Annotated in this window: 19 protein-coding genes; 15 read left to right on the forward strand and 4 right to left on the reverse strand. The window is 62.5% G+C overall.

Going from position 1 to position 22,747, the window contains the following annotated elements:
• Position 1 precedes the first annotated feature (1 nt).
• The 4 genes from tmk to KUV81_RS05435 are packed head-to-tail and all read left to right on the forward strand — an operon-like array spanning position 2 to position 2,676.
• On the forward strand, positions 2 to 625 hold the full coding sequence (tmk, locus tag KUV81_RS05420; protein ID WP_222542818.1) for a dTMP kinase: 624 nt from the start codon (positions 2 to 4) through the stop codon (positions 623 to 625).
• A complete protein-coding gene (gene holB, locus KUV81_RS05425) occupies positions 622 to 1,542 on the forward strand; it encodes a DNA polymerase III subunit delta' (RefSeq protein ID WP_222542819.1) in 921 nt (306 codons plus the stop codon). The genes tmk and holB overlap by 4 nt, the downstream gene beginning before the upstream one ends.
• Entirely contained in the window at positions 1,535 to 1,861 is a 327-nt protein-coding gene (locus tag KUV81_RS05430) for a PilZ domain-containing protein (RefSeq protein WP_222542820.1), read from the forward strand. The genes holB and KUV81_RS05430 overlap by 8 nt, the downstream gene beginning before the upstream one ends.
• Positions 1,862 to 1,902: 41 nt before the next feature.
• On the forward strand, positions 1,903 to 2,676 hold the full coding sequence (locus KUV81_RS05435; RefSeq protein WP_222542821.1) for a TatD family hydrolase: 774 nt from the start codon (positions 1,903 to 1,905) through the stop codon (positions 2,674 to 2,676).
• A 196-nt stretch (positions 2,677 to 2,872) separates the two neighbouring features.
• Here KUV81_RS05435 and rsmF read toward each other — a convergent pair whose 3' ends face one another.
• Positions 2,873 to 4,285, reverse strand: a complete 1,413-nt coding sequence (gene rsmF, locus KUV81_RS05440) for a 16S rRNA (cytosine(1407)-C(5))-methyltransferase RsmF (protein WP_222542822.1) — start codon at positions 4,283 to 4,285, stop codon at positions 2,873 to 2,875.
• 64 nt (positions 4,286 to 4,349) lie between these two features.
• On the opposite strand from rsmF, the gene KUV81_RS05445 reads away from it, so the two are divergent.
• Positions 4,350 to 5,576 (forward strand): nucleoside recognition domain-containing protein, encoded by a 1,227-nt coding sequence (locus KUV81_RS05445; RefSeq protein WP_222542823.1) that lies wholly within the window; start codon positions 4,350 to 4,352, stop codon positions 5,574 to 5,576.
• On the opposite strand, the gene KUV81_RS05450 is transcribed toward KUV81_RS05445, so the two are convergent.
• The 3 genes from KUV81_RS05450 to KUV81_RS05460 are packed head-to-tail and all read right to left on the reverse strand — an operon-like array spanning position 5,573 to position 9,378.
• Positions 5,573 to 8,170 carry an MlaD family protein gene (locus KUV81_RS05450; protein WP_222542824.1) on the reverse strand — a complete coding sequence of 866 codons (2,598 nt, stop codon included), beginning with the start codon at positions 8,168 to 8,170 and terminating at the stop codon, positions 5,573 to 5,575. The genes KUV81_RS05445 and KUV81_RS05450 overlap by 4 nt on opposite strands.
• Positions 8,139 to 8,789 carry a paraquat-inducible protein A gene (locus KUV81_RS05455; RefSeq protein WP_222542825.1) on the reverse strand — a complete coding sequence of 217 codons (651 nt, stop codon included), beginning with the start codon at positions 8,787 to 8,789 and terminating at the stop codon, positions 8,139 to 8,141. The genes KUV81_RS05450 and KUV81_RS05455 overlap by 32 nt, the downstream gene beginning before the upstream one ends.
• Complete coding sequence (locus KUV81_RS05460; protein ID WP_222542826.1) at positions 8,767 to 9,378, reverse strand: paraquat-inducible protein A; 612 nt, start codon at positions 9,376 to 9,378, stop codon at positions 8,767 to 8,769. The genes KUV81_RS05455 and KUV81_RS05460 overlap by 23 nt, the downstream gene beginning before the upstream one ends.
• A 177-nt stretch (positions 9,379 to 9,555) precedes the next feature.
• On the opposite strand from KUV81_RS05460, the gene KUV81_RS05465 reads away from it, so the two are divergent.
• From KUV81_RS05465 to KUV81_RS05510, 10 genes are all read left to right on the forward strand, one after another.
• Positions 9,556 to 10,035, forward strand: coding sequence for a GAF domain-containing protein (locus tag KUV81_RS05465; protein WP_222542827.1), 480 nt, complete (start codon positions 9,556 to 9,558; stop codon positions 10,033 to 10,035).
• Positions 10,032 to 10,331: a hypothetical protein gene (locus KUV81_RS05470; protein ID WP_222542828.1), complete on the forward strand. Its 300-nt coding sequence runs from the start codon at positions 10,032 to 10,034 to the stop codon at positions 10,329 to 10,331. The genes KUV81_RS05465 and KUV81_RS05470 overlap by 4 nt, the downstream gene beginning before the upstream one ends.
• A complete protein-coding gene (gene proQ / locus KUV81_RS05475; protein WP_222542829.1) occupies positions 10,321 to 10,971 on the forward strand; it encodes an RNA chaperone ProQ in 651 nt (216 codons plus the stop codon). Before KUV81_RS05470 ends, proQ begins: the two co-directional genes overlap by 11 nt.
• 29 nt (positions 10,972 to 11,000) lie before the next feature.
• Positions 11,001 to 13,046, forward strand: a complete 2,046-nt coding sequence (prc, locus tag KUV81_RS05480) for a carboxy terminal-processing peptidase (RefSeq protein WP_222542830.1) — start codon at positions 11,001 to 11,003, stop codon at positions 13,044 to 13,046.
• 133 nt (positions 13,047 to 13,179) lie between these two features.
• Positions 13,180 to 14,556 (forward strand): sodium-dependent transporter, encoded by a 1,377-nt coding sequence (locus KUV81_RS05485; RefSeq protein WP_222542831.1) that lies wholly within the window; start codon positions 13,180 to 13,182, stop codon positions 14,554 to 14,556.
• 68 nt (positions 14,557 to 14,624) lie between these two features.
• The gene (gene nhaC, locus KUV81_RS05490) at positions 14,625 to 16,082 is read left to right on the forward strand and encodes a Na+/H+ antiporter NhaC (RefSeq protein ID WP_222542832.1); all 1,458 of its coding nucleotides are present in this window, start codon (positions 14,625 to 14,627) and stop codon (positions 16,080 to 16,082) included.
• A gap of 14 nt (positions 16,083 to 16,096) precedes the next feature.
• Positions 16,097 to 18,709, forward strand: coding sequence for an aminopeptidase N (gene pepN, locus KUV81_RS05495; protein WP_222542833.1), 2,613 nt, complete (start codon positions 16,097 to 16,099; stop codon positions 18,707 to 18,709).
• A gap of 3 nt (positions 18,710 to 18,712) precedes the next feature.
• Positions 18,713 to 18,934: a DUF2835 family protein gene (locus KUV81_RS05500; RefSeq protein ID WP_222542834.1), complete on the forward strand. Its 222-nt coding sequence runs from the start codon at positions 18,713 to 18,715 to the stop codon at positions 18,932 to 18,934.
• Positions 18,935 to 19,246: 312 nt separating this feature from the next.
• Positions 19,247 to 21,352 carry a DUF1302 domain-containing protein gene (locus KUV81_RS05505; protein WP_222542835.1) on the forward strand — a complete coding sequence of 702 codons (2,106 nt, stop codon included), beginning with the start codon at positions 19,247 to 19,249 and terminating at the stop codon, positions 21,350 to 21,352.
• A 17-nt stretch (positions 21,353 to 21,369) separates the two neighbouring features.
• Positions 21,370 to 22,734 (forward strand): DUF1329 domain-containing protein, encoded by a 1,365-nt coding sequence (locus KUV81_RS05510; RefSeq protein ID WP_222542836.1) that lies wholly within the window; start codon positions 21,370 to 21,372, stop codon positions 22,732 to 22,734.
• Positions 22,735 to 22,747: the final 13 nt, after the last annotated feature.

The raw sequence follows: 22,747 nt of genomic DNA on the forward strand, positions 1-22,747 counted from the left end.
CATGGCAGAACAAGGCAAATTCATTGTAATCGAGGGCCTGGAAGGGGCCGGCAAAAGCACCGCCATCGAGGTGGTCGACCGCTACCTGGCCGAGCGTTTCCCCTCCACGGAGATCGTCCACACTCGGGAGCCCGGTGGCACGCCGCTGGCGGAGGAGATCCGCGACATCTGGAAGCGTCCCCGAGAGGAGGCGATGGCGCCGATGACGGAGCTGTTGATGGTGTACGCCTGCCGAGCCCAGTTGGTGGAGACGGTGATCAAGCCGGCCTTGGCCCGCGGCGCCATCGTAGTGGGCGATCGTCACGATCTGTCCAGCCAGGCCTACCAGGGCGGTGGCCGGTCGCTGGCGGAGCCGGTGGCCAAACTCTCGGCCCTGACCTTGGACGGCTTTTCCCCGGATCTCACCCTCTACCTGGACATTGACCCGGAGCTGGGCCTCAGCCGGGCCCGTGCCCGGGGCGCGCTGGATCGCATCGAGCTAGAGCAGCTGTCGTTTTTCGAGCGCGCCCGTGAAGCCTATCTGTCGGCCGCCCATCAGGACGCCAGCATCGTCACCATCGATGCCGGCCAGCCCATGGCGCAGGTCCACGCGGATCTGCGCCGCGCCCTGGACAGTGCCCTATGACGGCACTACTGCCCTGGCTTCAACCGGTTGCCGAGCGCTGGCTGGCCCAGCGCCAGCAACAGCGGCTGGGGCACGCCCTGTTACTGCAGGGGCCGCCCGGCGTGGGCAAAGGGGAGATGGCTCGCTGGATCGCCGAACAACTGCTCTGTGACCTGTGCAAGGGCTGTGGGCAGTGCAAAAGCTGCCTGCTGCTGGCGGCGGGGCATCACCCGGATCTGTACCAGCTGGCCCCGGAGGGGCAGCAGATCAAAGTGGAGTCGGTGCGCCAGCTGATTGGCCAACTGACCGGCACGGCGCACCAGGGGGGCGCACGGGTGGCGATCCTCCAGCAGGCGGAGCGGATGAACACCGCCTCCGCCAACGCGCTGCTTAAAACCCTGGAGGAGCCGGCCCCCGGGGTGTACCTCATCCTGGTGTCCGATGGGGCGCAGCCTCTGTTGCCCACCATCGTCAGTCGGTGTCAGCGCCTGGTGGTGAGCATGCCCAGTCCCGATGTTCTGGCGGCGTATCTCGGATCCCTTGGCGATAAACTGGGGGATTGGCCCTACTGGCCGCGGATCCTGGGAGGGCCCCTGGCGTTGAAGGCGGCGTTGGAGAGTGACGGCCTCAGTGAGGCCCGGGCGCTGCGTGAGGCCTGGCAGGAAAGCCTGTCGGCAGGGCTTGTGAGTCCGCGGCTGACTCAAGTGGCGCAAGAACAGGCTGCACTGGCACTCAAGGTGTTGTATTTTGAGTTATTATCTCAGTGTGGGTCGCAACCGGAGCGCACCGCCTGGCTCTATTCCATGCTGACCCAGGTTGCCCAACAGCAGCGCTGGCTGGACCGTCAAAGCGGCATCAACTTGACCGCGACCTTCCAGCAACTGATAGTGGACTATCAACATCGAGCCCAGGAGGGGGCAGCGCCACACCATGGTTAATCTCGAAGCCCAGTTCGATACCCTGGCCCAGCTCTACCGAGCTTACATGCCGTTTGTTCGCCACGGTGGGCTGTTTTTCGTCTCCAGTCGCGAATATCAGATGGGGGACACCATTGAAGCTCGCTATCGGTTGCCCGAGAGCGAGCAGTGGTACGAGTTCAGTGGCCAGGTGGTCTGGATCAACCCGCTGGGTTCCCAGGGGGGCCGGCCGCCGGGTGTAGGGCTGGCATTTGGTGAAGAGCAAAACCCCCACAAGCCCCGCATCGAGCAGCTGCTGGCCGATCAGCTCGGCTCCAATCAATTGACCTCGACCATGTAGGCCGTTACCCTTTCGGCCCGTTTCGAAAGTGGACCCCTGCTGTGCTGATTGACTCCCATTGCCACCTTGACCGCCTGGTCGAAGGTGACGCTCCCGCCGATTTGACCCCCATTCTCGACGCCGCCAGGGCCCGCGGGGTCGAAAAGCTGCTCTGTGTCTCCGTTTCCCAGCAGGGGTATGACCGCATGAAGGCGCTGGTCGCGCCTCACCCTGAGGTGTCCCTCTCCTGCGGTGTGCACCCGCTGGATATCAAGGACGGGTTTGATCCGGCCTGGTTGGCCCGGGAAGCGGCGGATCCGCAAGTGGTGGCCATCGGCGAAACCGGATTGGATTACTACTACAGCAAGGACAACATCGAAGCCCAGCAGCAGGCGTTTGCCCACCACATTCAGCTCGCCAACAGGTTGGAGAAACCGGTGATCATCCACACCCGGGATGCCCGGGAGGACACCTTGCGCATCTGGCGTGAGAATGGTGGGCGCAACGGGGTGTTGCACTGCTTTACCGAGTCCTGGGAGATGGCCCGGGATGCGCTGGAGTTGGGTCTCTACATCTCCATCAGCGGGATCGTGACCTTCCGTAATGCCGAGGCGCTGAGAGAGGTGGTGCGACGGGTGCCCATGGACCGGCTGCTGGTGGAGACGGACGCCCCCTACCTGGCCCCGGTGCCGCACCGCGGCAAAACCAATCAGCCGGCCTACGTGCGCGAGGTGGCGCAGTTTGTGGCGGATCTGAAGCAGGTGTCTTACGAGACGCTGTTGGAGCAGACCGCCAGTAACTTCTTTACCCTGTTTCCTGGGGCGCGAAGCGTCTGAGGGGAGGAGGTTGATGAGGGCGCAAAAAAAAAGCCCGCGACGACTCCGATGTCACGAGCTTAGGGGAAGGGTTCAACAGAACCTTGCGCTAGCGAAGACCTGACGACTTCGTAGGCAAAAAGCTTAGACCAGTTTGTCGGCTTTGCTCGCCAAATCCCCACTTTTTGGTAACAAAAGTTAAATCGGTTCGCCTGGCTTAGGCCAGGCTGATCTTATCCCGCACCAGTTCACGGGGCAGGGCGTTCTTCAGACGACTGCCCACCCACTTGGCCAGCCCCAGTGGGTGGCCCCGGTAACGCACAATCACTTCCCCCTTGCCGCCGGCGGCGTCCATCGGCAGATCCCGGCCCATCAAGTACTGCTCCGCCTGGCCCTCATCCAGCTCGACCCCTTTGCTGTCGTCCGACGGCAGGGACATCACCGCTTCGTGAAAGGTTTTAAACCCCTTCTTGTGGCGTTCGGCCAGTTTTAGCCCCATGCGGTCCATGCGGATCCGGCCAATCAGACCCGACAAGGGGGTAGGGAACCACCACAGCTCCTTGTCCCGCACCATCAGTTGCCCTGGGTTGGGCAGGGTCAGGCCAAACTGGTCGCTGAAGTAGGCGGACAGCTCCTGCGCCTCCTTGGCCTTGGCGGGGCTGAAGGGGAAGCGGCCCAGCTTCGGCGGGCGGACCTCGCTGTCGATGGTGGCGGTTTTGCGCAGGGCCGCCACAAAGAAGCCTTCGGAGTCGAAGATCTGCGGCCAGATGTGCAGGTAGCCCTCCTCGGTCAGGGCCTTGTCGGCGCCGGGGAAGAGATCCCCCAAGGGCGCCACCTCAACCGCGTCCGGGTACTGGGCCAGCAGATGGGCACAGACGTCCTGGTTCTCACGCCGGTTGAGGGTGCAGGTGGAGTAGATCAGCACGCCACCGGGCTTCAGGGCGGCAAAGGCGGACTCGATAAGATCCCGCTGGATCCCGGCAATGGTCTCAATGGACTCGAGGCTCCAGTTGTCCATCGATTCAGGGTCCTTGCGCACCGTGCCTTCGCCAGAACAGGGCGCATCCAAAAGGATGGCGTCGAACTGCTCCGGCAGGGTTGGGCCAAACACCCGCCCGTCGAAATGGGTCATCACCACGTTGCGGATCCCAAGTCGCTGCAGGTTGGAGTAGAGGCCCTTGAGACGGCTGGAGGAGAACTCGTTGGCCATCAGCAGGCCGCGGTTTTCCATGGCGGCGGCGATCTGAGTGGTCTTGGAGCCCGGGGCAGAGGCCACGTCGAGCACCTGCTCCGGCGCGTCACTGTGAGCGAACAGCGCGGTGGGCGGCATCATCGAGGAGGCTTCCTGGATGTAGAACAGGCCACACAGGTGTTCGATGGTGTTGCCCAAAGGCTGGCTGTCGTCTTCGCGGGTCAACCAGAAGCCGGTGTCACACCAGGGCACCGGTTCCAGCGTCCACCCCTTGGCGGCCATCCGCTCGGTGAAAGCTTCGACACTGATCTTCAGTGTGTTGACGCGAATGGAGCGACGCAGGGGTTGCGTGCTGTACGCCACGAAATCTTCAAGGGTAAGATGGGCGGGTAGGATCGCCTCGATGCTATCGAGAAACTCCTGGGAAAACGACGGCATAGTCCGGTTCCTGAGGGCAAAAACGGCGGCAACTATAACACAGTGGAAGTGAGGGTAGCACAGGGTGTTAAACAGAGTATGGGGTGGCTTTTTCTTTATCGCGACCCTGGCCGCGTTGTGGCAATGGGCCGGCGGTAACGAGGCGATATTCGCCGCGGTGCTGGAGCAGGTGATGAGCATGGCCAAGCTGGCGGTGGAGATCGCCATCGGCCTGGCAGGCATCATGGCATTGTGGATGGGTTTGATGCGCATCGGCGAGCGGGCGGGGCTCATTGATTGGCTGGCCCGGGTTTTGTCGCCCCTGCTTCACCGCCTGATGCCGGAGGTGCCCAAGGGGCACCCGGCCTTTGGCGCCATCACCATGAATCTTTCCGCCAACGTACTGGGCATGGACAACGCCGCCACCCCCATGGGCATTCAGGCGATGAAACAGCTGCAGGCGTTAAACCCCAAACCGGACACCGCCACCAACGCCCAGATCCTGTTCCTGGTGCTGAACACCTCCTCGGTCACCCTGTTCCCCATCGCCGTGCTGGTCTACCGGGCTCAGCAGGGGGCGGCGCATCCCGCAGATGTGTTTGTGCCCATACTGCTGGCCACATTGGCCTCCACCCTGGCGGGCCTGTTGGCGGTCAGCCTGGTGCAGCGCATCAATCTGCTCGACAGGGTGGTGCTGTTCTGGGGATTGGGGATCGGGGCCGGCCTTACCGCACTGCTGGCGACCCTGGCGGGGTTCACCGCCACCCAACTGCAGAGCTTCTCCCTGTTCTGGGGCAACGCCATCCTCTGTGCCTTTATCGTGCTGGTGATCGCAGCGGGACAGTGGCGCCGTCAGCCGGTGTTCGATCAGTTTGTGGAGGGGGCCAAAGAGGGGCTGACCACCACCTTGACCCTGGTGCCCTACCTGCTTGCCATGCTGGTGGCCATCGGGGCGCTGCGCGGCTCAGGGGCGCTGGAACTGGCCCTGGAGGGGATCCGGTCGGTGGTGATGGGCCTGGGCTGGGACACCCGCTTTGTCGAGGCGCTGCCCACGGCGCTGATGAAGCCGTTCAGCGGCTCCGGCGCGCGGGCGATGATGCTGGAGACGATGAACAGCGCCGGGGTCGATTCCTTTGCCGGGCGCCTGGCGGCGCTGTTCCAGGGCTCTACCGAGACCACCTTCTACGTCCTGGCGGTCTATTTCGGTGCCGTTGGGGTGCGACACACCCGCCATGCCATCGGCTGCGGCCTGTTGGCCGATCTGGCGGGGATCCTTGCGGCCATCGGCGTGGCCTACTGGTTCTTCGCCTAGAAGCGCGGCTGCCACTGCAGCCAGCGGGCGTCGGCGGTGTCTGCCAGCGGGAAGCGTTCACCGGCGGCGACCGCGTTGGCCTCGTCGCCGGCCTGTTCGGTGGCGAAGGCGATCCCTCCAATCAGCAAGGATTCCACTGACTCGGTGGCGATCTGGGCCCCGGAGAACAGGCCAAAGTCCAGGTAGAGACCGGAAGCGTTCCAGAACCGGCTGCTTCGGTTCACCAGGTGCTGATGCCGGGGGTCGAGCTGGATCTCGATGTCCACCGACGCGGCGTCCTCCGCCAGACGCGTGTGCACCACTTCTCCCACTTTCATCTGACGATAGAGCACCGGGCTGCCGATCTGCAGCGAGCCCAGGCGGGGCTGGTTGAGCACCAGGCGCAGGCCGCCGTCGTAGGGCAGGAGCACCGGCACCTCCTCGAGCAGGGTAAAGGCATCATCCTGCTGGGTGGACTCGCCGGGCAGGACAGCGACGTAGTTGCCGGTCAGCAGGGTATCGAGGTTTTTGGCCCCAGCCAGGTTAAGTTCAGCGCTGACCAGGTAGAAACGGCTGTCCTGGTTTAGGAAGGGCTCGGCAAAGCGCGCGTCGATGCTGGCGGTCAGAGTCTGGAATTTGAGGTCATCGGAGAGGGCCACCGAGTCGATGCGGCCCACTTCGTGACCCAGGTAGCGGATCCCCGCCTTTACCGGCACCCGAGCCTGGGGCTTGGCGTAGAGCGTAAAGCTCACCCGGGGGGAGAGCGCCGCGTCGCGGTCCGGGTAGATGGTGCGATCCTCAGGCGCGCCGGCCTGGAGCGTGCCCCGATGGTCAAAGGCGAGGCCGCCACGCAGCAGCTGGGGCAGGGGGCCGGCTTCGATGGCCACCCCCGCGAGTGAGCCCTCTACCTTGACCTGGCTGCGGTGCCAGAAGCGGCTGCCGGTGCCAATCTGGGCCCGGTAGGGGGCGTCGATGGCCAGCGCCACTCGAAAGCCGTCATCCACCAGATCGATGGCCGCCACCTTGCCCACCTCCAACTCGCGGAAGTACACCGGTGCGCCCAGGCTCAGGCCCAGCAGGGCATCGGTGTGCAGTACCAGGCGGGCAGGGGGGCCCTGACGGGCGGCCTTTTCGCTTTCATGGATGGCGAAGACCGCATCCTCGGCAGCAGCGTCGCCGGAGCCGGTGGAGAAGCTCAGCCCGCCACGAATGAGGTTGGCCAGCGGTGCGGACTGCACCTTGAGGCCGGAAAGATCCGCATCGATGGTGACGCCGCCATGGCGCCAGAACAGCGAGTTGGCCTTAATGAGCTCGTGGTAGGGGGCGGTGATCCAGGCGGTCACCTCGACGTGGTCACCGGCCAGGGCCAGATGGGTGACCTCGCCCACCGGGAAGGAGCGGAACAGAATGGGGGCGCCGACCGAGAGCCCTTCGGCGCTTTGTTGGGTCAGCGTGACCAGGCGGCCAGGCAGCTGCCCCTTGGGCCGACCGTCGTGGAGGGTGAAGCGGGTGCCGGGTTCGCCGTCGCCCGGCAGCAGAGCGATGAAATCGCCAAACAGCAGGGTATCGAGGTGTTTGACGCCGTCCAGGCCGAACTCGGCTCCGGCACGCCAAAACTGGCTGTTGCGATTGAACAGGTGGCGATACTCGCCGCTGACTCGGGCACTGAGCTGTACGCCGTCGTCGTTGAGGTGGATGCTGTACACCTCGCCGAGCTTGAGGCCCCGGTGCTGGATGGGGGTGCCGACGCGCAGCCCTTCGGCGTGGTCGGCTTTGAACAGCACATCGAAGGTGGGTTCCGCTGCGGCGACGCTGTCGTGTAGGGCAAACACCGAGCCGTGGTGCGCCGGCTCGCCATCGGCGGGGGAGGAGAAGCTGACGCCACCGGCCAGCAGGGTGGCCAGGCTGTCCAGCTCCACGTCCACACCATCGAGACCGGCACGTACCCGGGCGCCGGAGGCGTTCCAGAACAGGCTGTTGTCCCGCACCAGTGAGCGGTACTCCGGCTCGATCACCGCCGTCAGGTGCACTTGTCGGGTGTCCGGATCCAACTCGTACTTGAGGATTTGACCCACCTCCACCTGCTGGAAGTAGACCCCACTGCCCACATCCAGTGAACCGCGGCGTTCGGCCAGCAGTTCGACGGTCAGTCCACCGTCCTGGGTGGCACGCACCGGGGCCTCAAAGGTGCCCACGTACTGGTAGCGCTTGGGCCCTTCGCCGGGTGACATGGTGATGTAGTTGCCGCTGAACAGGGCGTCGAGGCCCTCGATGCCAGTCAGGGAGGCCTTGGGGGAGACCAGCCAGAACTGAGTATCGCGACGCAGCAGGTCTTCCACCATGTGGCTCATCTTAACGGTGACCATCACCCCCTGGTCCTCATCGTCCAGGGCCACGTGGGTGACCTGACCCACCACCAGGCCCTGGTAGCGCACCAGGGTTTTGTTGGCTTCGATGCCGTTGGCGGTGGGGAAGTGGATCTCGATGACGGTGCCCCGCTCCTGGATGTAGGAGGCCAGCAGCCAGGCCCCCAACAGGAAGGCGGTGATGGGCAATATCCAGATGGGGGAGATCAGCTTCTTCTTACTGACTTTCGGCTTGTGGGTTTCGGTCATGACTCTGTTCACATTCGAGATCCCACAGCAAACGGGGATCCAGGGTTTTGGCAGCGAGCTGGGTGAAGATGATCACCAGGGCAAAAAAGGTGGCCGCGGGGGCCGGCTTGGCATAGAGCAGCTGCCCCATGTTGACCAGGCTGACCATGATGGAGATGACGAACAGATCCAGCATCGACCAGCGGCCGATGAACTCGATGACGTGGAAGCTCCAGGTCAACTGGCGTCGGGACAGCTTAAGGCGGAACTGGATGGTCAGCAGGATGAGGCTCAGGCCGATGATCTTGGCCATGGGCACCAATATGGAGGCGGTGAACACGATCACGGCGATGGCTGCCATGTCGTTCTCCACCAGCGACAGGATGCCGGAGTAGATGGTGTCGTAGGTGGTGCGGCCCTGGTTGGTCAACTGGGTGATGTGCAGGGCGTTGGCCGGGAACAGCAGAAAGATGGCTGTGATCAACAGCGCCCAGGAGTACTCCAGGCTGTGGGGCTTACGATCGTGCAGTTCGGTGTGGCAACGGGGGCAGCTGGGGGCACTGGCCACCGCCAGCCCACAGCCGGCGCACAACCGCAGGTCGCGGTCGAGCCCACGCTCAGGAACCGTAGATCTCTTCATACTGATGCCACATCAACTCGCGGTTGTACTCGTATTGCACGTAAAAGGTTAGTACGAACAACAAGATATAACACAAAGTGCCCCAGCCGTAGGTCAGATCTGCGATGTCCACCAGCTTAAAGACAGAGACGAAGAAGCTGATCATGTAGATCTCAATCATGCTCAGCTGGTCCAGGGTGGGTTGATGCAGCAGCAACCAGCGCACTATGGGACGGCCGGTGCCCATGCGCATCAGGGTCAGTTGGGTCAGGATGGAGAGCAGCAACAGCAGGGGGGCGATCACGCCCGCCACCAGCACCGCCAGGCCCACCAGCACGAACCCCTGTTCCATCACCACCAGGGCCCCGTACAGCACCGTGGTCTGGCGCAGGTTCCCCACCAGATCGATCTCCAGTATGGGCAGCAGGTTGGCGGGGAAATAGAGCACCAGGGCGGCCAGGGTGAGGGCCATCAATCCGCCGGTGTCGCAGTAGGGGTTGTCGTAGATGCGGCTGTGGCAGCGCGGGCAGAAAGCGCGCATGCCCCGAGGCAAGGCCCGGCGACGGACATAGGTGTCACAGGTGGGACAGAGCACGGGGCGGCTGGACAAGGAGCTTCCTGCTTCTATTGGCTTCGGGCGATACCGCGAGTGTACTCAAAAATGGGAGTCTTTTCAGCGCTATTGCACTCTTACTGCACGTTTGAACACCTTAGGGCCGGCAAATCCTTGACTGCTTCCACGTAAACTGGGTTAATGGCAGGCTGTTGAGAACTCTTCATCCACGCTATGTCTGTAGAAACGTCCGTCGATTACGCCTCTTTGCTGCGGCAAGCCGAAGCCCTGACCCAGGGCGAACCCAACCTGATCGCCAATCTCGCCAACCTGTCTGCACTGGTCTACCACGGCCTGGGCCGGGTCAATTGGGCCGGTTTTTACCTCAAAGAGGGCGACACCCTGGTGTTGGGCCCCTTCCAGGGTAACGTGGCCTGTGTTCGCATCCCCTGGGGGCGTGGCGTGTGCGGCACCGCCGCGGCAGAGCAAACCGTTCAGCGGATTGAAGACGTACACGCTTTTGAGGGCCACATCGCTTGTGATGCGGCCAGTAACTCGGAAATTGTGCTACCGATCATGGTGGGCGAAGAGGTGGTGGCCGTTCTGGACATCGACAGCCCGGAATTTGGTCGCTTTAGTGCAGAGGACGAAGCGGGCCTGGTGAAACTGGCCGAGCTGTGCTCGGCACTGTTTACCGCCCACACTCAACAATGAAAGAGTTTGTATCCATCTATACCTACCTGGTGGAGCCCTCCGAGGTAGGGGAGTGGGAGGGGGAGGAAGCCCTGGCGGCAGAGAACCTCAACCGACTCTATCATGCAGTTTATGATGCGGCCGATAACGACATCGAACCGGCGTTGCTGGAAGAGATGCTGTCGGCCGTGTGGCCACATTGGCAATTTAATCCCCAGTTATTGGAACTGGACGATGATTTGATCGACGTCTTTGTCGAAACGCTGTTTTCCCACTTTGACCCGAATGCGGGCCAGGAAGAGTTTGATGACCACTGAACAACCCAGCACCCAGGAATCCGTCGAGAAGCTGACTGACGTCAAAGCCGTCATTGCCTATCTCGCCGAGCAGTTTCCTGCGTGTTTCTCCCTCGAAGGCGACGCCAAGCCCCTGAAGATTGGCCTGTTCCAAGACCTCGCTGAGCGTCTTGACCAGGACGAGCGGGTCAGCAAAACCCAGCTGCGTCAGGCGCTGCGCCGTTACACCAACTCCTGGCGTTACCTGCGCTGCCAGAAGGCCGGCGCCCAGCGGGTCGACCTGGATGGCAACGAAGTGGGTGAACTGGAAGCGGAGCACGTAGAGCACGCCCAGAAGACCCTGAAGGAGAGCCAGGACAAGGCCAAGGCCGCCCGGGCGGAGAAGCAGGGCCGCGAAAACAAACGTCCTGAGGGCCGCAAACCGGCTCGCTCCGAGCGGGCGAAAAACGCTAAGCTCAAGAGTAAACCGGAAACCAAGCGGAACCCGGCTCCCCTTAAGGCGGTCTCATCTGACAAGCTGAAAGTGGATCAGGCCGTCATGGTGCAGTTGGGTCGCACCCCCGCCAAAGGGGTGATCGTCGACATCAACCGCGATGACGTGATGGTTCGCCTGGAAACCGGCCTGACCGTTAAGGTGAAAGCCGAACACCTGCGCATCTAACGCCAGCAGCGAAAAGGAGTTGCGAGTCGATGATGAAACATACCCTGTCAGCCTTGGTGGCCGGCGCACTGCTTACCACCCAGGCCTGGGCACTCGCCCCTGACATCAAGTCGTCTGAACTGCCCCAGCTGAGCCAGGAGGCGCAGCACCGGGTGGCCAGTAAGCGGGTCGCGGATCTGTTCACCCGCTCCCACTATCGCCAGTTCGAAATGGACCAGGCGTTTTCAGACCAGGTCTTCGACCGCTATCTCCAACAGCTCGATTTCAATCGTTCGCTGCTGCTGGCCGGTGACGTGGCCCAGTTCGAATCCCAGCGCAACCGCTTTGCCGAGCGGATCGCCAAGGGCGATCTCAAGGTGGCCTACGATCTCTACCGGATCTCCATGCAGCGCCGCTACGAGCGTCTCTCTTACGCGCTGGAGCTGCTGGACACCCCCATCTCCTTCGAGGAGCCCGGGGACAAGTACTACTTCGACCGCGAAGAAGCCCCCTGGGCCAAGACCGAAGCAGAGCTGGATGAGATCTGGCGCCAGCGGGTCAAGTACGACGCCCTGAACCTGGCCATGACCGGCAAGGATTGGGAGGAGATCAAGGACATTCTTGGCAAGCGTTACAACAACGCCATCAAGCGTCTGTCCCAGACCAACAGCGAAGACGTGTTCCAGTCGGCAATGAACGCCTTTGCCTACACCATCGAACCGCACACCAGCTACCTGTCGCCGCGTAATGCTGATCGCTTCCAGACCGAGATGAATCTGTCTTTGGAGGGGATCGGCGCGGTCCTGCGGATGACCGACGACTACACCGTGGTGCAATCCCTGGTGACCGGCGGCCCGGCAGACAAGCAGGGCGAGCTCTCCCCGGATGACAAGATCATCGGCGTTGGCCAGGACGGGGAGGAGATGGTCGACGTGATTGGCTGGCGACTGGACGATGTGGTGGATCTCATCAAGGGGCCCAAGGACTCCAAGGTGACCCTGCAGGTGCTGCCGGCCAAAGGCGGCAGCAACGCCCGCGCCAAGGAGATCGTCATCGTCCGTGACAAGGTCCGACTGGAGGACCGGGCGGTCAAATCCCAAGTGCTGGAGGTGGAGCAGGGCAGTGAGCAGGCTCGCCGCATTGGGGTGATTGAGATCCCCAGCTTCTACATGAACATCAGCCAGGATGTGGCCAAAGAGCTGGCCAAGCTCGACGAGGAGAACGTCGAGGGGATCATCATCGACCTGCGGGGCAACGGCGGTGGCGCCTTGAGCGAAGCCAGCCTGTTGACCGGCCTGTTCATCCGTCAGGGTCCGGTGGTGCAGATCCGCGACCAGCGCGGTCGCATCAGCGTCAACGGCGACAACGACGGTCAGCTGGCCTACGACGGCCCGATGACGGTGATGGTGGATCGCTACAGCGCCTCCGCTTCGGAGATCTTCGCCGCCGCCATGCAGGACTACGGTCGTGCCCTGATCGTCGGTGAACAGACCTTCGGCAAGGGCACCGTACAGCAGCACCGCGGTTTGGGCCGCATCTACGATCTGTACGAAAACCCCATGGGCAACGTCACCTACACCATCGCCAAGTTCTACCGCATCAACGGCGGCAGCACCCAGCTCGAAGGGGTGATCCCGGACCTGCGCTTCCCCAGCTTTGTCGAGCACGGCGAGTACGGCGAATCCCAGGAAAAGAACCCGCTGCCTTGGGATTCCGTACCCGGCGCCCGTTACCAGCAGGTGGACGACATCTCCCAGGAGCTGGTTGTCCAGCTGAAAAAACGCCACAACGACCGCATCGCCGGTGAGCTGGAGTTTGAGCTGCTCAATGAGGACATCGCCCGCTACCGGGAGGAGAAGGACAAGGGGTGGATCTCCCTGGTCAAGTCCGAGCGTGAAGCGGAGTCCGATGCGGAAGATGCCCGTGAACTGTCGCGTCTCAACGCCCGCCGGGACCTGATGGGCCAGGAGCCCATCGAAGATCTGGCGGCGGCCGAGGAGATGGAAGTGGACGACTACCTGCTGGATGAAGCCGGCGCCATTACCCTCGACATGGTCGACTGGGATCGGGTGGCGAGCAGTAAAAAGGCTCAATAAATCCAAGGGTTAAAATGACATAAAGCGCTGCACAGGATGCAGCGCTTTTGTTTTGGCTCGCCTTGTCCTGACGGGCACCTTCGTGTTACACAAACTAAGGAGTTACAAAACAATAACAAACTTGGGAAGAGTTATGACGCAACAGGCAGTAACCCACGGTAGGTGGTCGAGTCGGTTCACCTACATTTTGGCCGCCACCGGGGCCGCCGTGGGACTGGGGAACATCTGGAAGTTTCCCTACATCATGGGGGAGAACGGCGGCGGCGCCTTCGTCCTGGTTTATCTCCTCTGCATCCTCTTTATCGGCATCCCCATCATGATGTCGGAAGTGATCATCGGCAAATTCGGCCGCCAGACCCCGGCCCGCTCCGTCGCCCTGATGGCCGACGCCTCCGGCGGGGGCAAGGGTTGGTCCATCGTCGGATGGTCCGGTGTGCTGGCCGGCTACCTTATCCTCTCCTTCTACGTGGTGATCGCCGGCTGGGCGCTGGCCTACACCTGGTACGGCTTTACCGGTCTGTTCGATGGTCGCGACGCCCAGGAGATCGGCACCCTGTTCTCCGGGCTTAACGCCTCGCCGGGCCCCCTGATGCTGTGGAGCCTCGCCATTGTCCTGGGCACCGTGCTGGTGGTGGGCAAGGGGGTCCGTGAAGGGCTGGAGCGGGCGGTCAACTGGATGATGCCGGCGCTGCTGGTGCTTCTGGTGGTGATGGTGATCTACGCCGCACGCCGGGGCGATTTTGCCGCGGCCGTGACCTTCATGTTCAACCCCGACTTCAGCGCCCTGAGCTGGAACGGGGTGCTCATTGCCCTGGGCCACAGTTTCTTCACCCTGTCCCTGGCTTCCGGGATCATGACCATGTACGGCGCCTACCTGCCGGAGCAGACCTCGGTGGTCAAAACCTCCATCTGGATCGCCCTGATGGACACCCTGGTAGCGATGCTGGCCGGTCTGGCCATCTACCCCATCGTCTTTGCCAACGGCCTGGAGCCTGGCGCCGGCCCCGGCCTCATCTTCCAAACCCTGCCCATCGCCTTTGGCTCCATGCCTCTGGGCCAGCTGTTTGGGGGCCTGTTCTTCCTGATGCTGGTGGTGGCGGCGTTCACCTCCGCCATTGCTCTGATTGAGTCCTCCGTGGCCTGGCTGGTGGAGAAGCGCGGCTTTAAGCGGATGCAGGCTGCGGTGGTGGCCGGGCTTGGGATCTGGCTGCTCAGCCTGCTGACGGTGTTCTCGGTGACCGGTGCCCCCTGGGCCGTAGTGTCGCTTTGGAGCGACATCCAGATCAGCTTCTTCGATCTGCTGGACTACATCACCGCCAACATCATGCTGCCCCTGGGTGGCCTGCTGATCGCGCTCTTTACCGGCTATCGTGTAAGGAAGGAGATCACCTGCCGCGAAATTGGCAGCGTGAAGAGTGTCTACGGGATCTGGCGCTTCTCGGTGCGCTACGTGGCACCGGTGGCCATCACCCTGGTCTTCCTGCAGCTGATCGGTGTGCTGGGTCTCTAAGAGCCCGGCTGACAGGATGAGATTGGACGCCGTCCCCGGACGGCGTCTGACGTTTTATGGAACGACGAATGAGCGATAAACAACCTTCTTTATGGGACGCCCTGATCCCCGTCGCCGTGCTGGTGGTGGGGCTGGTGCTCTCGGTCAACCTCTTCTCCGACGACGCCTCCTATGGGCCCAACCAGATTGTGCTCTTCCTGGCCGCTGGCGTGGCCATGGTGATTGGCTGGAAAAACGGCCTGCGCTGGGAAACCATCGAGCAGGGCCTGCAAAAGGGGATCGCCATCTCCATCGGGGCGATCATCATCCTGCTGGCCGTGGGCAGCCTGATTGGCACCTTCCTGCTGGCCGGCACCGTACCGACCCTGATCTACTACGGCCTGAACCTGTTGAACCCCGGGATCTTCTACGCCGCCAGCTGCGCCATCTGCGCCATCGTCGCGCTGTCCATCGGCAGCTCCTGGACGGTGGCGGCGACCGTGGGGGTGGCCCTGATGGGGGTCAGCCAGGGACTGGGGATGGACCCGGCGGTCACCGCCGGTGCGGTGATCTCCGGCGCCTATTTCGGCGACAAGATGTCCCCGTTGTCAGAAACCACCAACCTGGCGCCGGCGGTGGCCGGCTCCGAGCTGTTCGGTCACATCCGCCACATGTCCCGGACCTCGGTGCCCGCTTTTGTCCTGGCGTTGCTGATCTTCGTGGTGATGGGCTGGGATGGCGGCGAGGGGTACGACCCGGCCCGCCTGCAGGCCATCGAAGCCGGCCTTAAGTCGCAGTTCAACCTCGGTTGGCACCTGTTGCTGCCCCTAGTGCTGGTGCTGGTGCTGGCGATGCTCAAGGTGCCTGCCTTCCCGGCGATTGCCATCGGTGCCTTGACCGGCGGCCTGTGGGCGGCGCTGTTCCAGCCGGAGATGATCCGGACCCTGGCGGGGGAGGGGGGCGGCTACGGCTTTGCCGCTCTGACCCAGGTGTGGACCGCCCTGTTCGAGGGGATCAGCGTGGAAACCGGGTCGGATGATCTGGACTCGCTGCTCTCCGGCGGTGGCATGGGCTCGATGATGAACACCGTCTGGCTGGTGCTCTCGGCCATGACCTTTGGCGCCGTGATGGAGACCGCCGGTCTGCTGCGTAAGGTGGTGGAGGCGATCCTCTCCGGGGTGAAAACCAGCGGCTCCTTGATTGCCACCACCATCACCAGCTGCTTCGGCGTCAACCTGCTGACCGCCGATCAGTACATCGCCATCGTGGTGCCGGGCCGGATGTTCAAGTCCGCCTACGAGGAGCGGGGTCTGGCGCCGGTCAACCTTTCCCGTGCCCTGGAGGACGGCGGCACCATCACCTCCCCCCTGGTGCCCTGGAACAGTTGTGGCGCGTATATGCAGGGGGTGTTAATGGTGAATCCGTTTGATTACGCTTTGTACGCCTTTTTTAACTGGTTGAGTCCGGTGGTTGGTATACTGCTGGCCCACCTGGGGATCGGCATCAAGATGGCGATCACCCCCGACACTCGCCTAGAGAAGCAGTAAGGAGAGCGCGACCGATGCAGGCCATGCAAGCCAAATATCGTAAGGACTACCGGGCCCCGGACTTCACCATCACAGACCTGTCCCTGGTGTTTCAATTGGATCCCCACCACACCCGGGTGACGGCCACCAGCCAGGTGGTGCGTCAGAACAGTGAGGCCAGCGAGCTGGTGCTGGACGGCGAAGCCCTGACCCTGGTGTCCGTCAGCCTGGATGGCCAGACACTGGCACCCGGCGACTACCGCGAGGCGGAGGGTCAGCTGGTGGTCACCCTGACCCGCGACAGCGCAGAGCTGGTGATCGAAACCGAGATCGATCCGGCCAACAACACCACCTTGGAGGGGCTCTACCAGTCCGGTGGCGCATTCTGCACCCAGTGTGAAGCGGAAGGCTTTCGCCGCATCACCTACTACCTGGATCGCCCTGACGTGCTGGCCCGTTACCGCACCCGGGTGGAAGCGGATCAGGCGCAGTACCCCTACCTGCTGTCCAACGGCAACAAGGTGGATGCCGGCACCCTTGAGGGCGGTCGACACTTCGCCACCTGGGAAGACCCGTACCCCAAGCCGAGCTACCTCTTTGCCCTGGTGGCCGGCGATTTTGACCTGCTGGAGGACTGCTTTACTACTGCCTCCGGCCGTGATGTCGCCCTGCAGCTGTTTGTGGACCGGGGCAACCTGCACCGGGGCCACCACGCCATGGCCTCTCTCAAGCACGCCATGACCTGGGACGAGCAGCGCTTCGGCCTGGAGTACGATCTGGACATCTACATGGTGGTCGCCGTGGACTTCTTCAACATGGGGGCCATGGAGAACAAGGGGCTGAACATCTTCAACTCCAAGGCGGTGCTGGCCGATCCCCAGACCGCCACCGACGCCGAGTACCACCGCATTGAGTCCATCATCGGCCACGAGTACTTCCACAACTGGACCGGCAACCGGGTCACCTGCCGTGACTGGTTCCAGCTGAGCCTCAAAGAGGGGCTGACGGTGTTCCGTGACCAGGAGTTCTCCTCCGAGATGGGCTCCCGGGCGGTCAACCGCATCCAGGCGGTCAAGGTGGTGCGCAATCAGCAGTTCGCCGAAGACGCCGGCCCCATGGCGCATCCGATCCGCCCCGATAAGGTGATCGAGATGAACAACTTCTACACGGTCACCGTGTACGACAAGGGCGCCGAAGTGATCCGTATGATGCACACCCTGCTGGGGGAAGCCGGTTTCCGAAAGGGGATGGATCTCTACTTCGAACGCCACGACGGCCAGGCGGTGACCTGCGATGACTTCGTCCAGGCGATGGAGGACGCCAGTGGCAACGATCTGTCCCTGTTCCGTCGCTGGTACAGCCAAAGCGGCACCCCGGTCCTGGTGGCGGAGGATCACTACGACGCCGAGCGCCGTCAGTATCACCTGACCTTGAGCCAGCGCACGCCGGCCACCGCCGACCAGGCCGACAAAGCACCCCTGCACATCCCGGTGGCCATCGAACTTCTGAACGCCGAGGGCCAGCCGGTGCCTCTGTTGGTGGAGGGCGCGGCCCACAGCCCGCTGCTGGAGCTCAAATCCGAAAGCCAGAGCTGGGTGTTTGACGAGGTCGATGGCCCCGTGGTGCCGTCGCTGCTGCAGGAGTTCTCCGCCCCGGTCCGTCTGGAGTACCACTACGATGCCGCGTCACTGGCGCGGATCTTGGCCCACGCCGGTAACGACTTTGCCCGCTGGGATGCCGCCCAATCCCTGCTGACCCAGGAAATCTTCGCCCTGGTCAATGGGGATCAATATCGGGTGAGCGACACCGCGATGGACGCGTTGCGTGCCGTGCTGTTGGCGCAAGGGCAGGACCCGGCGCTGGTCGCAGAGCTGCTGACCCTGCCGTCGGAGTCCACCCTGGCCCAGTCCCGGCCCGGACACGATGTGGAAGCCATTCACCAGTGCCGCCGTCAGGCCGCCACCGAACTGGGCCTGGCCCTGGAAGACGAGCTGATGGCGGTGTGCCTGGCCAACACCGATCCCCGATACGCCAACGATGGCGCGGCAGTGGGCCGGCGCAGCCTGAAGAACGCCTGCTTGAGCCTGCTGGCGATGGCCGGTCGGGTTCAGGCTCAGGAGTGGGTGGCCAAGCAGTTCGATAACGCCGACAACATGACCGACACCCTGGCGGCCCTGAACGCCGCCAACCAGGGGCAACTGCCCATCGCGTCCTCGCTGATGGCGCGCTTTGAAACCCAGTGGCGTGACCAGCCGCTGGTGATGGACAAGTGGTTCAGCCAGGTGGGGATGACCCCGAGCGGTGATGTCCTGACCCAGGTGGAAGCGGCCATGGCGCATCCGGCCTTCGACATCGCCAACCCCAACCGGGTGCGGGCGCTGGTCAGTGCCTTTGCCGAGGGCAACCCCAACGGGTTCCATGCGGCCGATGGCAGTGGCTACCGCTTCCTTACGGACCTGCTGATCAAGCTCAATGGCATCAACCCCCAGTGTGCGGCCCGCATCATGACTCCCTTGATGCAGTGGCAGACCCAGGATGAAGACCGTCAAACAATGATGCTGGCCGAGCTCAAGCGGTTGGCGGCCCTGGACGGGCTCAGTCGCGACCTCTATGAGAAGGTAAGCAAGAGTCTGGCGCTGGCCGATTAACCCATGCCGAGCTACGTCTTTGACTTGCGGATCTCCAGCCAGTCGATCCGGCGCTACTACCAGGGACAAGCGGACCTGGTGGTGGTGCGGGACAGGGCAGGGCGGGTCATCCATCTTCACCCCAGGTATCTGCGTCCCCACCTGCGCCCCGAAGGGGTGGTGGGCGCCTTCTGCCTGACCCTCGGTGAGCGCGGAGAGTTCCTGGGTTTGGAACGGCTAAGTTAGAGTAAAAGCTTCAAACGATAAGAGGCCGGGTTGCACCCGGCCTCTTTGTTTTTCATCTATCAAAAAGTGCTTTAAAAACATAAGGGTATCCTATACTGGCCGGTCCAGTTGAAGCGCCGGGATAGGTCATTTAAATGAGGTGATTTAAATGGTCGTTTGAAAGTCACTAAGTTTGTGAATTTGAAGTGCTTTCTATGTCACAAAGTGGTTGCTCGCACCATTTCCTTGTTGTAACAATGGGGTTAATTTTGGGCTCGTTCGAGATCCGAAATCTCAAAAAACGATAACATCAGGGAAGGGAGAACAGCGACAATGACAGCAAGCGCATCCCGCTTTCGCCGCTCGGTATTGGCAGCCAGCATCGGATTGGTACTGGCCGCGCCGTCACAGGCGGTGACGTTTGAATGGGGAGATATCCAGGGGAGCTTCGACTCTACGTGGACCCTGGGCGCAGCCTGGCGCGTTGAAGAGCGCGATCTGGATAAGATCGCCAAGAGCAACCGCTTCCAGTGGGCTGATGGCTACGGCTTCGACTTTGCCAACGGCAGGTTCAACGACGGCGGCCTGGAATCCAGTCAAATCTTTGGTCTGCCGGGGTCCTACTCGGCCAACGGCGACCTGGCCAACATGCTCTACGACAAGGGCGACACCTTCAGCGAGATCTTCAAAGGCCTGCACGAGCTTGAGCTGGTGTACGAAAACGTGGGGATCTTCGTTCGGGGCTTCTATTTCTACGACAACAAGCTGGAAAACGGCAGCTTCGATTACCGCAACCCCATGACTGGGGAGGAGTTCGATGTCTGTGCGGACGACAAGGCGGCCGAATACGCCTGCTCCGACATCCGCTTGCTGGACGCCTACTTCTTCGCTGACTTCGACCTGGGCAACATGCCGTTCTCCTTCCGTATTGGTGAGCAGGTGGTCAGCTGGGGTGAAAGCACCCTGATCCCCCACGGCATCAACTCCATCAACCCGGTGGACTTGGCCCGTCTTCAGGCCCCAGGCTCCGAGCTCAAAGAGGCCTTTATCCCGGTGGGGACCGTTTGGGCCAGCCTGGGTCTGACCGAAAACTTCAACATCGAAGCCTACTACCAGTACCGCTGGGAGGAGACCCGTCTGCCGGTAACCGGCACCTACTTCTCCAGCAACGATTTTGCCGGTGCCGGCGGCTACGTAAACAACGCCCAGTTGGGCTTTACCTCCAACCCGGACATCACCCTCAACCACCTGCTTGAGGAGTACCAGTCCCTGGCTCAGGTCAGTGCCGGCGCCCTGGCGCAATCCGGTGCCACCACGCCGGAGGAGATCCAGGCGGTATTGGCGCAGTTCGCGCCCTTTGCCGTGCCCTACGGCACCAAGACCACGCTGATTGGGCCGGAGCGCACCCCGGATGATCAGGGCCAGTACGGCATCAAGCTCGGCTACTTCGCCCCGGACCTGGCGGATACCGAGTTTGGCCTCTATTTCATCAACTACCACAGCAAGCGTCCGCTGATCTCCGGCCAAGCGGCCGACTTCAGCGGTGCTGCACTGGTGGAAGACATCGCCACCCTGAGCGCCATCGGCGCCGCCGGCGGCCAGGTAAGCCGTGGCGATCTGCTGGGGCTCAACGCCTTCTCCAAGGCGGTGATCGAGTACCCCGAAGACATCAAGCTGTACGGCTTCTCCTTTAACACCACGCTCGGGGACACCTCCGTGGCCGGTGAAGTGGCCTACCGCCAGGATGAGCCGCTGCAAATCGACGACGTGGAGCTGCTGTTCGCGGCCATGCCGGAGCAGCTGTACAACGCCGACAACGAAGCCTACGACGTGTTTGAGAACCTCTCCCAGTACGTCAAGCCCAACGGCGAGCGCCTGATGCCCGGTGAATTTGGTCAGGGCTATGTGCTGACCGACTCCACCCAGGCCCAGATGACCTTTACCCACATCTTCGGCCCAACCCTTGGCGCCTCCAACTTCCTGATGTTGGCGGAAGTGGGCGGTGTCTGGCTGCACGACATGCCGGATCCGAACGTACTGCGCCTGAACGGCCCGGGTACCGAGCGTGCCGGGATCGGCGGTCGTGAGTCCAGTGCCGGTGTGCTGGATCTGCTGCACAACGGCCCGGAAGAGGATGCCTTCCCGACGGACAACGCCTGGGGCTACCGCATCGTCGCCAAGGCCGACTACACCAACGCCCTGTTCGGTTGGAACCTGTCACCGCGGGTGGTGTTCTCCCACGACGTGTCCGGTACCACTCCCGACCCGCTGTTCCTCTTTGTCGAGGATCGCAAGTCCGCCTCCCTGACTCTGTCCGGGGATTACCAGAACCGCTGGTCTGCGGATCTGAGCTACAACGCGTTCTGGGGCGGCAAGGGCAGCACCAACTCTTTGGAAGACAAGGACTTCGTGTCCTTTAACGTGAAGTTCTCCATCTAAGAAGAGGCAGTATCCAAATGAAAAAGATTACAGTTCTGGCGTCCGCGATGGCGCTGATGTTCGGCTCCGGCATGGCCATGGCAAAGGTAAGCCCGGAGGAAGCGGCCAAGCTCGGTAACGAGTTGACCCCCATGGGGGCCGAAATGGCCGGCAACGCCGACGGCTCCATCCCCGCCTGGACCGGCGGGATCACCTCGGCACCGGCGGGCTATCAGCCCGGTCAGTTCCACCCGGACCCCTATGGTGATGACGCCATCATCGCCACGGTGACCAGGGCCAACATGGCCGAGTACGACGCCTTTTTGAGCGCCGGCGTAAAGAAGATGTTCGAGATGTACCCGGACACCTTCAAGATGAACCTCTATCCGACCCACCGCAGTGGCTCCTACCCGCAGTTCATCTATGACGCCACCGCCAAGAACGCCACCAGCGCAGAGCTGGTGGCCGGCGGCAACGGCATCACTGGCGCGGCCACCGGGGTGCCTTTCCCCATCCCGCAAAACGGCCTTGAGGTGATCTGGAACCACATCCTGCGTTACCGGGGTGAGACCGCCGAGATCCAGCGTAACCAGGCGGCACCCACCGCCGGGGGCTCCTACACCCTGGTGGAGACCAACGAGCAGATCCAGTTCCTCTACACCGTCCCCGGTGCCGATGCCGCCGAGCTGGCCAAGGACAACCTGCTGTTCTACTTCAAGCAGGTGGTGACCGCCCCGGCTCGCCTGGCCGGTACCGCACTGCTGGTGCATGAAACCATGGATCAGAGCAAGCAGCCCCGTCAGGCCTGGACCTACAACACCGGTCAACGCCGGGTACGTCGTGCGCCCAACGTCGCTTTCGACACCCCGGGGACCGCCTCCGACGGCCTGCGAACCACCGACGATTTCGACCTCTACAACGGCTCTCCGGAGCGTTACGAGTGGGAACTGGTCGGCAAGCAGGAGATGTACATCCCGTACAACGACTACAAGCTGCACAGTGGCGACATCAGGTACGATCAGATCATCCAGCCGGGCCACATCAACATGGACCTGGTGCGCTGGGAAAAGCACCGCGTCTGGGTGGTGGAAGCTAAGCTGAAGGAGGGGGTACGCCACCTCTACAAGACCCGCCGCTTCTACATCGATGAGGACAGCTGGCAGATCGCCCTGGTGGACCTGTACGACAACCGCGACGAGATGTACCGGGTCGGGATGGCGCACACCGTCAACTACTACGAGCAGCCGCTGGTCTGGACCACCCTCGAGGTGTTCTACGATCTGAACTCCCGCCGCTACATGGCGATGGGTCTGGACAACGAAGGCAAGGTGGCGAACTTCGACGCCAAGCTGAAATCCAGCGACTTTACGCCTCAGGCACTGCGCCGTCAGGGCCGCCGTTAATCCCATCTGATAA

Origin of the sequence: Ferrimonas balearica, from assembly GCF_019802085.1 — a bacterium.
In the GTDB taxonomy this organism is placed as follows: domain Bacteria; phylum Pseudomonadota; class Gammaproteobacteria; order Enterobacterales; family Shewanellaceae; genus Ferrimonas; species Ferrimonas balearica_B.

Bases quoted from the DNA above. Each gene is read 5' to 3' on its own strand.
- tmk (WP_222542818.1), top strand. From the start codon at position 2: ATGGCAGAACAAGGCAAATTCATTGTAATCGAGGGCCTGGAAGGGGCC.
- holB (WP_222542819.1), top strand. From the start codon at position 622: ATGACGGCACTACTGCCCTGGCTTCAACCGGTTGCCGAGCGCTGGCTG.
- KUV81_RS05430 (WP_222542820.1), top strand. From the start codon at position 1,535: ATGGTTAATCTCGAAGCCCAGTTCGATACCCTGGCCCAGCTCTACCGA.
- rsmF (WP_222542822.1), bottom strand. From the start codon at position 4,285: ATGCCGTCGTTTTCCCAGGAGTTTCTCGATAGCATCGAGGCGATCCTA.
- KUV81_RS05450 (WP_222542824.1), bottom strand. From the start codon at position 8,170: ATGACCGAAACCCACAAGCCGAAAGTCAGTAAGAAGAAGCTGATCTCC.
- KUV81_RS05455 (WP_222542825.1), bottom strand. From the start codon at position 8,789: ATGAAGAGATCTACGGTTCCTGAGCGTGGGCTCGACCGCGACCTGCGG.
- KUV81_RS05465 (WP_222542827.1), top strand. From the start codon at position 9,556: ATGTCTGTAGAAACGTCCGTCGATTACGCCTCTTTGCTGCGGCAAGCC.
- KUV81_RS05470 (WP_222542828.1), top strand. From the start codon at position 10,032: ATGAAAGAGTTTGTATCCATCTATACCTACCTGGTGGAGCCCTCCGAG.
- proQ (WP_222542829.1), top strand. From the start codon at position 10,321: ATGACCACTGAACAACCCAGCACCCAGGAATCCGTCGAGAAGCTGACT.
- prc (WP_222542830.1), top strand. From the start codon at position 11,001: ATGATGAAACATACCCTGTCAGCCTTGGTGGCCGGCGCACTGCTTACC.
- KUV81_RS05485 (WP_222542831.1), top strand. From the start codon at position 13,180: ATGACGCAACAGGCAGTAACCCACGGTAGGTGGTCGAGTCGGTTCACC.
- nhaC (WP_222542832.1), top strand. From the start codon at position 14,625: ATGAGCGATAAACAACCTTCTTTATGGGACGCCCTGATCCCCGTCGCC.
- pepN (WP_222542833.1), top strand. From the start codon at position 16,097: ATGCAGGCCATGCAAGCCAAATATCGTAAGGACTACCGGGCCCCGGAC.
- KUV81_RS05500 (WP_222542834.1), top strand. From the start codon at position 18,713: ATGCCGAGCTACGTCTTTGACTTGCGGATCTCCAGCCAGTCGATCCGG.
- KUV81_RS05505 (WP_222542835.1), top strand. From the start codon at position 19,247: ATGACAGCAAGCGCATCCCGCTTTCGCCGCTCGGTATTGGCAGCCAGC.
- KUV81_RS05510 (WP_222542836.1), top strand. From the start codon at position 21,370: ATGAAAAAGATTACAGTTCTGGCGTCCGCGATGGCGCTGATGTTCGGC.